Below are 12132 nucleotides of genomic sequence, written 5' to 3' on the forward strand. Positions count from 1 at the left end.
ACGCGGAGTACCGGATCGTTCCGCCGGAGCCTGTCATCGGGCGCGCATTCGCGCGACCCGTTGACGGACGATGACAGCGGTGGGTGCCGTTAATGGCCAAAATTCGCTTCCCGTTCACCATTCAGCCACGGTTGGTATGCAACAAGCGGCCATCCAGGCTTCGGGGATTCTATCGGGGGATTCTTTCAGTGAAACGGGCGACCACCGCCATTATCGGCCTATTGCTACTTGCCGGCTGCTCGGCAGACGTCAAGATTCCGGAACAGCCGGCCATGTATCTCGACATGGCCCAACCCGGCGCCACGCTTGATCCCGTCGCCGCGGCGATTCTGATCTCGCAATATCGCCAGAACAACGGCCTCGGCGCCGTCGTGGTCGATCCCGATCTGATCAAGCTGGCGGAGCAGCAGTCCCAGGCAATGGCGGTCCGTAACAAGATGGACCACAATGTGAAGGGCCCGCTGGAGAAGCGGCTGGGGGCCTCGGGCTATCCGGCAAAGCTTGCCGTCGAGAATATCTCGGCCGGCTATCATACGATGGCGGAAGCCTTTTCGGGCTGGCGCGACTCGCCGCCGCACAAGGCCAATATGCTCAAGAACGGTGTCACAAAATTGGGCATCGCCGCGGTTTATGCTCCAAACACCAAATACAAGGTGTTCTGGACGCTCATTCTCGCGTCAACCTGAAACAGTCCTGGATACGGGCTTTCGTGCCTCACAAGGCGATAAACTGGGCGTGATCTTTGCTTCCAATCTAGTCAATTGACGCCGTCGCGAACTGCCGCCACGGTGCCGGCCTCATTACGCTTTGATTGACGGTCCCGATGGATTATTCCCCCACACGTCCAGCCACCACGCCCGCCAAGGCGCAGCGTGTGCTGGTTCTGCAAGGCGGCGGCGCGCTCGGCTCCTACCAAGCGGGCGCCTTCCAGGCGCTATGCCGCTCGGGGTTCGAACCTGAATGGATCGCGGGCATTTCGATCGGCGCCGTCAATGCCGCGATCATTGCCGGCAACGAAGGCGAAAAGCGCGTCGACCGGCTGAAAGAATTTTGGGAGATGGTATCATCTCCGGTGCCATGGAAGCCCGTTGCATCGGGCGACCGCGCGCGCTCGCTGTTCAACGAGACCAGCGCCGCGCTGATTGCGACCTTCGGCGTGCCGGGCTTCTTCACGCCGCGCATTCCGCCCGCGCCTTTGTGGCCGCCGGGCAGCCCGCAATCGCAGAGCTATTACGACACCGCGCCCTTGAAGAAAACATTGGAGAGGTTGGTCGACTTCGACCGCATCAACGACCTGAAGACGCGGCTCAGCGTCGGTGCGGTCGGCGTGACCTCGGGCAATTTGAAATATTTCGACAATTTCGAGTTCAGGAAGCGCGGCAAGAAGATCGGCCCGGAGCACATCATGGCCTCCGGCGCGCTGCCGCCTGGGTTTCCTTCCGTGCAGATCGAGGGCGAGCACTATTGGGACGGCGGCATTGCCTCCAACACGCCGCTCGATTACGTGCTGGGCGGAGAAACCAACCGCGATCTCCTGATCTTCCAGATCGATTTGTTCAGCGCGCGCGGTGAATTGCCGACGTCGCTGCTGGAGGCCGCCGAGCGGGAAAAGGACATCCGCTATTCCAGCCGCACCCGCATGGCCACCGACAAGAACAAGCAGGTGCACAACACGCGGAAGGCGTTGCGCGAGCTGCTCGGAAAGCTGCCCGATGATCTCAAGAACGATCCGTCAGTGGCAGTTCTCTGCAACGCGGCCGAGGAAAACACCGTCACCGTCGTGCATCTAATCTACAAGAGCAAGAACTACGAAACGTCATCCAAGGACTACGACTTTTCGTATGTCGCCATGGTCGAACACTGGAACGCGGGCGTCCGCGACGTCTATCAGTCGATGCGTCACAAGGACGTGCTGGAGCGTCCGCAATCCGGCCAGACCATGATGGCCTACGATATGACGGCGGATGGCTCGAAGACAGCCGCAGGCAAGCAGGAGTAAATGGAATGGGTACGTTAAAAGGCAAGACCGCTGTCGTAACCGGCTCGACCAGCGGCATCGGATTGGCTTACGCACGCGCCTTCGCCGCCGCCGGCGCCAATGTCGTCCTCAACGGCATGGGTGTGCCGGCCGATATCGAGCGCGAGCGCTCCGGCATCGAGACCGACTTCAAGGTCCGCGCCGTGCACTCGCCCGCTGACATGACCAAGCCCGCCGAGATTGCCGAAATGATCGCGCTCGGCGAGAAGACGTTTGGTTCGGTCGATATCCTCGTCAACAATGCCGGCATCCAGTTCGTGTCGCCGATCGAGGAGTTTCCGCCCGAGAAGTGGGAAGCCATCATCGCCATCAACCTGTCGTCGGCGTTCTACGGCATTCGCGCCGCGGTGCCCGGGATGAAGAAGCGCGGCTGGGGCCGCATCATCAACACGGCTTCCGCGCATTCGCTGGTCGCGTCGCCGTTCAAGGCGGCCTACGTCTCGGCCAAGCACGGCATTGCCGGTCTCACCAAGACGGTGGCGCTGGAGCTTGCGACCTTCAAGATCACCTGCAACTGCATCAGCCCCGGCTATGTCTGGACGCCGCTGGTCGAGAAACAGATTCCCGACACCATGAAGGCGCGCAACATGACCAAGGAGCAGGTCATCAAGGACGTGCTGCTGGAGGCACAGCCGACCAAGGAATTCGTGACCTCGGAGCAAGTCGCAGCGCTGGCGCTGTTCCTGTGCAGCGACGATGCCGCCCAGATCACCGGCGCCAATCTGTCGATCGACGGCGGTTGGACCGCGGCATAGGAATTGCGATGGCCCCGGGAAGCGCGCCTAATGGGCGGCGCTCCCGGTGACGGCTGCGATACTCTCCTGGGAAAAATGCAGCTCATTGAAGCCGAGCTTGCTGGCGACCAGAATCAGAACGGAAGCCAGCACCACCCTCAGCACCGTCTCCGGCACGCGAACCGCGCAGTAGCTGCCGATCACGATGCCGGGCAACGATCCGATCAACAGCACACTCATCAGCGCCCAATCGACCGAACCCAGCGCCCAGTGTCCGATGCCGGCCACCAGCGTCAGTGGCACTGCGTGTGCGATGTCGGAGCCGACGATGCTCGCCATCGGCAGGCGCGGATAGAGCAGCAGGAGCGCGGTGACGCCAACCGCACCGGCGCCGACGGATGAAATCGAGACAAGCACGCCGAGCGCCACGCCGACCATCACGGTCGCGCGGTCGGTCGTCGCGGCATCGAACCCTTCCATGCGGCGACGGTAACGATCCATAATCGCCCTGCGGAAGACCAACGATGTCGCCGTGAGGAAGAGCGCAAAGCACAGCACCAGATTGATCAGGCTGCGCGCGGAATCCCCGTTGAGGTCGAGTTGCCACAGCACAAGCAAGGTAACGACGCTTGCCGGGATGCTGCCGCTGGCAAGGCGGATCACCGCCGGCCAGTGAATGCTGCGTGCAAAGCCATGCACCAGGCTGCCGCCCGTCTTGGTGGCCGCGGCATATAGAAGGTCGGTGCCGACAGCGGTGGACGGGTGGATGCCGAACAGCAGGATCAGCAACGGCGTCATCAGCGAGCCGCCACCGACACCGGTCATCCCGACAAGCAGGCCAACGCCGAAACCCGAAACAACGTAGAGAGGATCAATCATTCCAGAATCAAACCATGGTTTAGTGTTCGATTATATAGCAGCGTCGGCATCGACGTCCCGCCCTGGCCGCAGCCGGAGTGAAAATAAGAAAGTTTCATGCGCGCACGGGAATTGGATGGATATATTCCCCTACTGCGCCCGTGATCGGGGGAGCGTCCCACCGTCGCCAAATGAGGCGGCAACGTGGCATGATGGGCCAAGGCGGCCCGCCGATGCCTATTGCCCGCTTTGAGGGTTATCCGTCGGTGGGTAGTACTCTCGCAGATGCGCGCCCGCCCACCATGCTCCGTTGTCGCAAGTCAGCGCTTGCCGAACGCCAACACGTGCAGCCCGAGCCGCCGGCGCACGATCCAGAACAGAAGCACCGTCTCGAACGCAAGCGAGATCGAGGTCGCCGCCGCCGCGCCGTGGCCACCGAAGCGCGGCACCAGCATCACGCACAGCACCAAGTTCATGACGAAGGCGAGCGCATAAGCCAGCGCGCAGATGTGCTGGTGGCCGAGCATGTTGAGCAGCCGCTCGACCGGGCCGATTGCCGCGCGCACCAAAAGCCCGATCGCGGCAATGAACATGATGTCATAGCCGACGACGAACTGCGGTCCGAACAGCCACAATAGCGGCTTGCCGAGCGCCAGCAGCAGAATGGTCGCGCCGAGCGAGGGCCAGAACGTCCACTGGATCGCGTGCGCCACATAGGCCGACAGCCGCGCCTTGTCGCCTTGCGCGTTGTACTCGGCAAAGCGATGCGCCGTCGTCGCCGCCATCGCGTAGTGAATGAAGGATACCAGCGCCAGCGTCTTCACCACCGCAAAGTAGACGCCGACCTCCTCCGAGGAGCGGAATTGCTGCAGCACCAGCACGTCGGTGTAGGACAACAGCAGATAAAAGCTCTCCACCAGCAGGATCGGCAGCGAGACCGCGAGCCAGCCGCGGAAGTCGTAGGCCCGGGGGCCGGGCTCGATGTGGCCGCCGAGCTTGCGATTGAGCACGATCATTTGCCCGATCATCGCGGCCCATACTGCCGCGGCGCTGGCCCACATCGCGGCCGTGGCGCCGAGATTGAAGCCGAGCACGAACGCGCCGGCGGTCAGGCCGATGATCAGTGACTGGCGCACGATGAACTGCGGCACCAGGCCAAGCCGCATCCAGTCATGCGAGCGGGCGATGCCGTCCTGGGTGTTGGCGACGACGAACGCCGGCAGAGTCAAGCAACCGATGTAGAGGGGCACGATCGCGTTGCCGTCGATCCACGGCGACAATCCCTTCACCGCGCCCGCCAGCAGCAGCGAGACGATGGAGGAGACTGCAAACGTCATCCATCGGCTGCCGGAGAGGAAGCCGCGCAACAGCGCGTGTTCGCCGCGTGTACGATATTCCGGAATGAGCTTCTGCGCGGATGCCGAGATGCCGAAATCCATCATGCTGCCGAGCAGCAGCACCCAGGTCCAGACATAGACGTAGACGCCGTAGTCGGAGCCGCCCATCCAGCGCGCCAGCAGGATCTGCGAGAAATAGGCAAGCGCTGCGCTGAAAACGCGGATGACGAAGATCGTGCCGGCCAGCCGCTTTGTGACGGAGGCTTCACTGGAGCCGCCAAGCAGCGCACGCAGGCGCGCGATCACGCCGGCAGGCGGAGCGGTTGCGGATTGCGTATCCATCACGGCCACAGCGGTACATCCCCGAAACGTGCCGCGAGGCGGCGACGGTCGGATGTATCAACCATTCGTTAAGATTCGGTTGGGTGGGCCGGTGAGGACCGGTACCGATATGGCTTTGCGGAACTGCAAAGTCGCACCAACCTGGCCTGCTGATCGCTCCGCGAATCGCATCCGGCGAATTGCTGCGGCCTGGAGCTGCGAAACGACCAAGTCAGGAACAAAACGGCTGAGCCGTCGTTTGATGCCGCGGAGCCATCGCCGGCCGTTCACAACGGCGCATGTCGCGGATAGCCAAAGGTCTTCGGACCCGCCGTTATTCATTGCAGGCGCTCGCGCGGATAGCCAAAGGCGATGGCTGCCGTCCCACCCGAACAGCCCGCGTGTCCGGGCCGCGAGATGGATGACCCGAACGATCTGGTCCTGGCCATGTTGGGATTGGCGATCGCTGCCATCATGCTGGTGGCCGGCGCGCTCTATGTCATCAACGCGCCCGATCCCATACCGACCCGCAGGCCCCCGCCAGCCGTGCAGGTATCTCCGGTTTCCTAGCTTGATGCTGGTTGGCCCCGGGTTGGTGGAACTGTTCCGGTTTTTTCGTAATTTTGAGCGTCGGCCACATTGTGCGGCCGGGGAGGAGAATATGAAACTGCTTGTCACCGCTGTAACGATCACCGCCGCGCTGGCTGTCAGCCCGGCTTCTGCCCAGAAGACGGCTTGCACAAGCGAAAACATGGCCAAGCTCGTCACGGCCAGCAACGCTATGCCTGACAGTCCCGGCAAATTTGCGATGATGAAAGAGATGGGCGCGGCGAATGCCGCGATGGCAAAGGGCGACATGCGGGGCGCTTGCAAGAGCTATATGCGCGCCCAGCAAATGAGCGGGCAGAAAGGCTAGGAGTACACGTTGCCGAAGAGGAGAGCTGCCAAGCGCCGGCTCTCCTCGCGCCAGAAAGCGTCGCTGCACCCGGCGGAAACGCGTCGCGGCATCGTGGTGCGGCCGCGCACGTCCACGGGGACGGCAGGTTGCGTCAATTCAAACTGACGTTGAACTCGTAGGCCCGGTCGCCGCCGACCAGCGTCAGCTTCAGTGCGGCACCTTCCGGGCTGGCGCCGGGCGGCAGGCCGTCGAGTTCGAAGGCAAAGCGTTTGACGCCGGGCGGGCCTTGCTCCACGAGCTTGGGAACCGGCAGCGCCCAGTCGGGCGTCGGCCCCTCGGCGAGCAGGCTGACCTCCTTGGCCTCGGGCGCGGTCACGTCGACCAGCACGTTCTTTCCCTCGCGTTTGACGTCGCGGATGGTCAGCGGACTGGGGTCCCCGACATTGGCCGGCTTCGGCACCGCATTGAGCGCATCGGACAGTGTGCCGTCCTCGGTGCTTGCCACGCTGGCAAACGCCAGTTCGGCATGGGCTTCGACGGGAATGCAGATCTTCTCGCAAACCGCGTAGCTGATGTGGGTGCGCAGCGTCACCGGCTTGTCGGCATTCTTAGCGACGATCCGCAACGGCAGGACGACCTGCTGCTTGTATCCCAGCGCGATGCCGCCCGCGCCGTCGTCAAATTTCATCGGTGCCGGCCACAGCACGGTCACGGCTTCTACATTGTCCGATTTGGAAAAGTCGAAGCGGGGTGGCACGCCGGAATCCCCCGGCGTCCGCCAATAGGTCTTCCACCCCGGCTGCAGCTGGATGGCTACGCCGCCGAGCAGCACCGGGCCGCTGCGTGATCCCGCCAGCAACCGGACCGCGGAATGGGTATCTCGTTGCCACGGCGAGGCATCCTCGGCGCGAACTTCCGACGTCGCACACGCGACAGACACGGCGGCGACGCCGAGTGCGGCGCGCAAGGGAACTAGGACGCTCATGGCACGTCTTTACAGGCAAGTTTCGACGCAAACCATTGAATTGCGTGTGATCGGCAGCCGAATGATGCCGGAAGCTTGATTGACAGAAACCGCACCCGATATCAGGATATGAACCTGCAAGAGAAAGGCCTTTGCGGATGAGCCCTGAAGGCAAGACACCGAAGCCTGTTCGCCGCAAAACCGCTGGCTTTGGCGATAATTCGTTCGGCGAGGGCTATCTGGACGGACGGCTGCTGATAGCCATGCCAGTCATGGGCGATCCGCGCTTCGAGCGCTCTGTCATCTACATGTGCGCGCACTCGTCGGAAGGGGCGATGGGTATCATCGTCAACCGTCCGGCCGGCAGCATCGACTTTCCCGGACTGCTGGTGCAACTCGATATCATCGAGAAGGCTGACCAGATCAAGCTGCCGGAAAATGCCGAGACCATGCAGGTGCTGAAGGGCGGCCCGGTCGATACCGGCCGCGGCTTCGTGCTGCACTCGAGCGATTTCTTCATCAAGGACGCGACGCTGAATATCGACGAAGGTATCTGCCTGACCGCGACGGTGGACATCCTCAAGGCGATCGCCAAGGGCACCGGGCCGAAGCACGCGATCCTGGCGCTCGGCTATGCCGGCTGGGCGCCCGGGCAGCTCGAGAACGAGATCCAGCACAATGGCTGGCTGCATTGCGACGCCGATCCGGATCTGATCTTCGGCGACGACGTCGACGAGAAATATCAGCGCGCGTTGCGCAAGATCGGCATCGACCCCGGCATGCTGTCAAACGAGGCCGGGCACGCTTAATTGTCGTCCCTGCGTTCTCGCAGGGACGACATCGATTTTGCGGCTACCTACTCCGCCGCCTGCTGCGTCACCGTCGGTTCGGTACCCGCCACCGTCGCGCGGCGCATGTCGCGCGGCTGCGACTGGTCGTAGCGCCGCACCCGGTGCATGGTCTGGCGGTTGTCCCACATCACGAGGTCTTGCACGGTCCATTTATGGACGTAGACGAACTCCTTCTGCGTGGCGTGCTCGGTCAGGTCGCGCAGCAATAGCCGCGCCTCGGGCATGCTCATGCCCAGAATCGTGCCCGCGTGCGATGACAGATACAGCGACTTGCGGTGGTGTACCGGATGCGTCCGCACCAGCCGCTGCAGCACCGGCTTGAACATCTCTTTTTCTTCGTCGGTGTAATCCAGGAAGCCCAGCGAGCCGCGCGAATACATCAGCGAATGTTCGCAGATCAGGTCCTCGATCTCGGCCTTGGTCTCGTCATCGAGCGCGTCATAGGCCGCGCGCATGTCGGCGAATTCGGTGTTGCCACCCTTCGGGTTCACCACCCGCGCCGACAGAAGCGAGAACTTTGCCGGGATCGGCCGGAACGAGCTGTCGGAATGCCAGAGGCAATTGCCGAGGTTGAACAGATGCGCGCGGCTGTCGCGCGGCAATGGCTTGCCGTCCTTACCGAGGTTGGAGACATCGTTGAGGCCGGTCGAGAGGCGCGAATCCTGAGGCTTGACGATATTGCCGCCGCGAGCGTCTTCGCGCTGGCCGAAATTCAGCGCGAAGGCCAGTTGCTGTTCGTCCGTGATGTCCTGGTTGCGGAACAGCAGCACGGCGTATTTGTCCATGCCGGCTTCGACGTCGGCCGCTTCCTGCGGCGTCAGGGGTTTTCGCAGATCAAGTCCGGATACTTCGCCGACAAAATGCGGATGCAACTGCCGGATTGCGATCGCCATGGCGTGTCTCCCGAAGCGGCGGGCGGTGTGTCTCCCACTCTCTTTGTAAGAAAAGTTACTCCGCGAAACGTCCAAGTCAACGCTGCGGACGCATGCCCGCTACGCATTCCGTGCCATCAGCCCGCCATCCACCGGAATCACCGCGCCGGTCAGGAACGAAGCCGCCGGCAGACACAGGCTCAGCGTCATGTGCGCCACTTCCTCAGGCTCGCCGTAGCGGCCGAGTGCGGTGCGGCGCTTGGCATAGATCGTTTTGTGCTCTTCGGAAATCCGCTCAGTGATCGCGGTGCGGATCGGGCCCGGGCAGATGCAGTTCACGGTGATGCCTTCGCGGCCGAGCTCGACGGCGAGCGAGCGCGTCAAGCCGGTGACGCCGGCCTTCGCCGCCGAATATGGGCTATGCAGCGCGGTCGCGCCGAGCGCCTCGGTCGAAGCGATATTGACGATCCGCGGATTCTTCGATCGGCGCAGATGCGGCAGCGCAGCCCGGATGATGCGCGGGTGCGCAGTCAGCATCACGGCCAGCGCCTTGTCCCAGGCGGCTTCATAACCTTCGTCGCCGATCGCCACGCGCACGGAGATCCCGGCATTGTTGATGACGATATCGAGCGAGCCGAAATGCGCGGCGACGCCGTTGACCACCTTGATGATCTCATCAGGTTTGGCGACGTCGAGCGCCCATGCTTTCGCCGCGCCGCCATTTGCTGCGATTTCGCTGGCAACCGCCTCGGTGGGCTCGGCGTTTAAATCGGTGACGGCGACATTGGCGCCCTCGGCCGCGAACACGAGCGCGGTGGCGCGGCCCATGCCACTGGCAGCGCCGGTGACGAGAACGGTCAGGCCTTTGACCGAACGGCTGAGCTCTTTGAAATCTGACATGACGGATCCGGACAAGGCTGGGTACGTGGCAGGATTGACAAGGCTGGCACCGATCCGCAGACAGGTCAAACGAAGCCGAGCGAGGTGCAACGTGACCGATACTGGCGGGGCGCAGATACGTCGCCTTGAGCTTGCCGACGCTGCCCTGTACCGGGACATCCGGCTGGAAGCGCTCCAGAAAAATCCCGAAGCATTCGGCAGCACGTTCGAGCGAGAAAGCGCGCAACCACTATCGTGGTTCGAAGCAGTCATCGACCGGGCCGATATCTTCGGCGCTTTCCTTGACGGGAAGCTCACCGGAATAGCCGGATTTTCCGCGCAGGAAGGTTCGAAGCAGGCGCACAAGGGGCGGCTTTGGGCGATGTATATTCGAGACACCGCGCGAGGTTCGGGCCTTGGAAAGTTGCTTGTCGCGGCCGTTCTCGACCATGCGCGCGGGCGCGTGGAGATGGTTCAATTGACTGTCGTGAGCGAGAACGAAGCGGCGCGCCGGCTTTACAGCGCCATGGGCTTTGTTGAGTACGGCTATGAAAAGCGAGCCCTCAAGCAGGGTGGGCGATATTACGACGAGATTCTGATGGTCAAATTTCTCGACGAGGGGACCGCGGGGCCGGCCCAAGCCATGCCGTGAGTCTTGATCTTTCCCTGACCAAGCCATCCTGATTGAAGTGATGAACACAGAAGTGTGCCCATGAATCTTCGAACGCCATTTCCATGTCACCTGTGACCGACGTGGTACCTAGCCCGATTTCTGCGTAGGTAAACTCGAAACTGCCGCTAGGACGCGCCAGCGCAATGTGGAATGGTTGACCCGTAAACTCATTGATCTTCGGCCTGCCGGTGCTCCGCATGACGCCGGGGATCTCTACCCTTGCGGTTCTGAGTTCAAGGTTCGCTTCGAGGTCTATCGGCAGGAACAACGTCTCGCAAAATTCCGAGCATGTGGACGCGAATACGGCGAAAAGATTGCTCAATGGTTCGCATGCCTTGCCCGAGATGATCATTTCAAGCGCGACCCGTTGAGCTTCGTCTGCACGCTCGTCGATAACGATCTGGCGCCGGCCGTTTCCGTCCTTGATTTCGCCGGGCCACTTGTACAGCGCCGCCCAGTTCAACCCTGAGAGCGGCGTATCGTTGAAGCGGCCTTCAACGACGGTGCCGACGAAGGCCGACTGGCAATAGCCGTGGGTACTCGGCAGGTTGAACTGGCAACCGCAATTCATGGCGCAATTGCAATTATCGTAAGTCTCGCTCTTGAATAGCCATTGATCCGCCATCTCACTGCACCTTCCGAAAGCGATGATGCTCAACTCGACTTTGCGCGACCTTCAAGTCGGAACGAAGCGATAGGCGCCATCCTTGCGCTCGACGAAGCCGGTGCCAGGGAACGGTAGGTGAGCGCCGATCAGCCGGCGCTTCTCAATGACGAGGCGATCAAGCAGGCGTAGGCGGGTCGAGATGCCGCGATCGGGTTCATGGTCGACTGGCACCGGCCACGACGGATGCTGGAATGAGATCACAGCGTGCGTAAGCGCGTCCGCAACGACGACGATGCCATCCCCACCGGCGATTTCGACCGAGATGTGGCCCTGCGTATGCCCCGGCGTATCGATGACCCGCACGCCACTGACAATCTCATCGCCATCCCGTACCGCCCTCATCTTGTCCTTGACGTGCGAGAAATGGTTCCTGGCGCCATTGATGATGCGATCGTTGGTTGCCAAGACTGCCGGCAACCTTCGCATCGCATCCGGGTCGGTCCAGAGGTTCCACTCGACGGCCGAAACGAAATAGCTCGCGTTCGGATAGATCGGGTTGTCATTCGCGTCGAGGATGCCCCAGAGGTGGTCGGGATGGCCGTGGGTCAGGACGATCTTGGTAACGGCCGCCGGTGGGATGCCGGCAGCTTTGAGGTTCTCCGCAAGCTTTCCCGCCGTGGGCTGGTGGCGCGGGCCGGTGCCCGTGTCGACCAGGATCACATCGGACTGGCTACGGATCACTGCGACAGTGTTCACGAGCTGGAGCTGTTCGCCGGTTTGTCCGGCTGCGTTCAGGGCGGCTTCGCGCTCGGCTGGTGGAGAGTCCGGCGTCACGAGGAAGCCCGCTGGAAGGAGGAAATGGCCATCGCTTACGACCAGAGTCTCAAGGCTGCCTGATTTGTGGACCGGCACCGTATGGACGGCTGCCCTTGTCGGTCGCAGTGAAGACGCGCACGTAGCCGCGGCCAGAGCCGCTGCAGCCGATTCACCCAGAAATTGGCGACGGGCTATTCTGTGGACATGCCCTGCAGTCACGAGTGCTTCCCTCCTTGATGGGCCACTCCTATCGATGGGCACCGCCCCGTTGGGCCCGAAGCTTA

General features: G+C 62.3%; 14 protein-coding genes. 7 read left to right on the top strand and 7 right to left on the bottom strand.

Features of this window, described 5'->3' with window-relative positions; genetic code table 11:
- Positions 1-188 precede the first annotated feature (188 nt).
- From LMTR13_RS03630 to LMTR13_RS03640, 3 genes are all read left to right on the top strand, one after another.
- Positions 189-686 (top strand): CAP domain-containing protein, encoded by a 498-nt coding sequence (locus tag LMTR13_RS03630; RefSeq protein ID WP_065726711.1) that lies wholly within the window; start codon positions 189-191, stop codon positions 684-686.
- Positions 687-823: 137 nt separating this feature from the next.
- Positions 824-1999 (top strand): DUF3734 domain-containing protein, encoded by a 1176-nt coding sequence (locus tag LMTR13_RS03635; RefSeq protein ID WP_065726712.1) that lies wholly within the window; start codon positions 824-826, stop codon positions 1997-1999.
- 5 nt (positions 2000-2004) lie between these two features.
- Positions 2005-2793, top strand: coding sequence for a 3-hydroxybutyrate dehydrogenase (locus LMTR13_RS03640; RefSeq protein WP_065726713.1), 789 nt, complete (start codon positions 2005-2007; stop codon positions 2791-2793).
- Between the two features lie 27 nt (positions 2794-2820).
- Here LMTR13_RS03640 and LMTR13_RS03645 read toward each other — a convergent pair whose 3' ends face one another.
- Positions 2821-3651: a sulfite exporter TauE/SafE family protein gene (locus LMTR13_RS03645; protein WP_065726714.1), complete on the bottom strand. Its 831-nt coding sequence runs from the start codon at positions 3649-3651 to the stop codon at positions 2821-2823.
- Positions 3652-3950: 299 nt separating this feature from the next.
- Entirely contained in the window at positions 3951-5318 is a 1368-nt protein-coding gene (locus tag LMTR13_RS03650) for an oligosaccharide flippase family protein (RefSeq protein WP_065726715.1), read from the bottom strand.
- Positions 5319-5660: 342 nt separating this feature from the next.
- Between LMTR13_RS03650 and LMTR13_RS03655 the strand changes: the two genes are divergently transcribed.
- Both LMTR13_RS03655 and LMTR13_RS03660 read left to right on the top strand, forming a co-directional pair.
- Positions 5661-5858: a hypothetical protein gene (locus LMTR13_RS03655; RefSeq protein ID WP_065726716.1), complete on the top strand. Its 198-nt coding sequence runs from the start codon at positions 5661-5663 to the stop codon at positions 5856-5858.
- A 91-nt stretch (positions 5859-5949) separates the two neighbouring features.
- Entirely contained in the window at positions 5950-6204 is a 255-nt protein-coding gene (locus LMTR13_RS03660; RefSeq protein WP_065732397.1) for a hypothetical protein, read from the top strand.
- A 133-nt stretch (positions 6205-6337) separates the two neighbouring features.
- Here LMTR13_RS03660 and LMTR13_RS03665 read toward each other — a convergent pair whose 3' ends face one another.
- On the bottom strand, positions 6338-7171 hold the full coding sequence (locus tag LMTR13_RS03665; protein ID WP_065726717.1) for a protein-disulfide reductase DsbD domain-containing protein: 834 nt from the start codon (positions 7169-7171) through the stop codon (positions 6338-6340).
- 137 nt (positions 7172-7308) lie between these two features.
- On the opposite strand from LMTR13_RS03665, the gene LMTR13_RS03670 reads away from it, so the two are divergent.
- The gene (locus tag LMTR13_RS03670) at positions 7309-7959 is read left to right on the top strand and encodes a YqgE/AlgH family protein (RefSeq protein WP_065726718.1); all 651 of its coding nucleotides are present in this window, start codon (positions 7309-7311) and stop codon (positions 7957-7959) included.
- A gap of 47 nt (positions 7960-8006) precedes the next feature.
- On the opposite strand, the gene LMTR13_RS03675 is transcribed toward LMTR13_RS03670, so the two are convergent.
- Together LMTR13_RS03675 and LMTR13_RS03680 are read right to left on the bottom strand one after the other, a co-directional pair.
- On the bottom strand, positions 8007-8894 hold the full coding sequence (locus tag LMTR13_RS03675; protein ID WP_065726719.1) for a TauD/TfdA dioxygenase family protein: 888 nt from the start codon (positions 8892-8894) through the stop codon (positions 8007-8009).
- 99 nt (positions 8895-8993) lie between these two features.
- Positions 8994-9773, bottom strand: a complete 780-nt coding sequence (locus tag LMTR13_RS03680; RefSeq protein WP_065726720.1) for an SDR family NAD(P)-dependent oxidoreductase — start codon at positions 9771-9773, stop codon at positions 8994-8996.
- A gap of 91 nt (positions 9774-9864) precedes the next feature.
- Between LMTR13_RS03680 and LMTR13_RS03685 the strand changes: the two genes are divergently transcribed.
- Complete coding sequence (locus LMTR13_RS03685; RefSeq protein WP_065732398.1) at positions 9865-10404, top strand: GNAT family N-acetyltransferase; 540 nt, start codon at positions 9865-9867, stop codon at positions 10402-10404.
- On the opposite strand, the gene LMTR13_RS03690 is transcribed toward LMTR13_RS03685, so the two are convergent.
- Positions 10355-11050 (bottom strand): DUF1326 domain-containing protein, encoded by a 696-nt coding sequence (locus LMTR13_RS03690; RefSeq protein ID WP_065726721.1) that lies wholly within the window; start codon positions 11048-11050, stop codon positions 10355-10357. The two genes, LMTR13_RS03685 and LMTR13_RS03690, sit on opposite strands and share 50 nt — an antisense overlap.
- A gap of 51 nt (positions 11051-11101) precedes the next feature.
- Positions 11102-11944, bottom strand: a complete 843-nt coding sequence (locus LMTR13_RS03695; protein ID WP_197520991.1) for an MBL fold metallo-hydrolase — start codon at positions 11942-11944, stop codon at positions 11102-11104.
- Positions 11945-12132 lie beyond the last annotated feature (188 nt).

It is taken from the genome of Bradyrhizobium icense (assembly GCF_001693385.1).
GTDB lineage: Bacteria > Pseudomonadota > Alphaproteobacteria > Rhizobiales > Xanthobacteraceae > Bradyrhizobium > Bradyrhizobium icense.

Coding starts and splice junctions, on each gene's coding strand:
- LMTR13_RS03635 (WP_065726712.1), top strand. CDS start 824: ATGGATTATTCCCCCACACGTCCAGCCACCACGCCCGCCAAGGCGCAG.
- LMTR13_RS03640 (WP_065726713.1), top strand. CDS start 2,005: ATGGGTACGTTAAAAGGCAAGACCGCTGTCGTAACCGGCTCGACCAGC.
- LMTR13_RS03645 (WP_065726714.1), bottom strand. CDS start 3,651: ATGATTGATCCTCTCTACGTTGTTTCGGGTTTCGGCGTTGGCCTGCTT.
- LMTR13_RS03655 (WP_065726716.1), top strand. CDS start 5,661: ATGGCTGCCGTCCCACCCGAACAGCCCGCGTGTCCGGGCCGCGAGATG.
- LMTR13_RS03660 (WP_065732397.1), top strand. CDS start 5,950: ATGAAACTGCTTGTCACCGCTGTAACGATCACCGCCGCGCTGGCTGTC.
- LMTR13_RS03665 (WP_065726717.1), bottom strand. CDS start 7,171: ATGAGCGTCCTAGTTCCCTTGCGCGCCGCACTCGGCGTCGCCGCCGTG.
- LMTR13_RS03670 (WP_065726718.1), top strand. CDS start 7,309: ATGAGCCCTGAAGGCAAGACACCGAAGCCTGTTCGCCGCAAAACCGCT.
- LMTR13_RS03675 (WP_065726719.1), bottom strand. CDS start 8,894: ATGGCGATCGCAATCCGGCAGTTGCATCCGCATTTTGTCGGCGAAGTA.
- LMTR13_RS03680 (WP_065726720.1), bottom strand. CDS start 9,773: ATGTCAGATTTCAAAGAGCTCAGCCGTTCGGTCAAAGGCCTGACCGTT.
- LMTR13_RS03690 (WP_065726721.1), bottom strand. CDS start 11,050: ATGGCGGATCAATGGCTATTCAAGAGCGAGACTTACGATAATTGCAAT.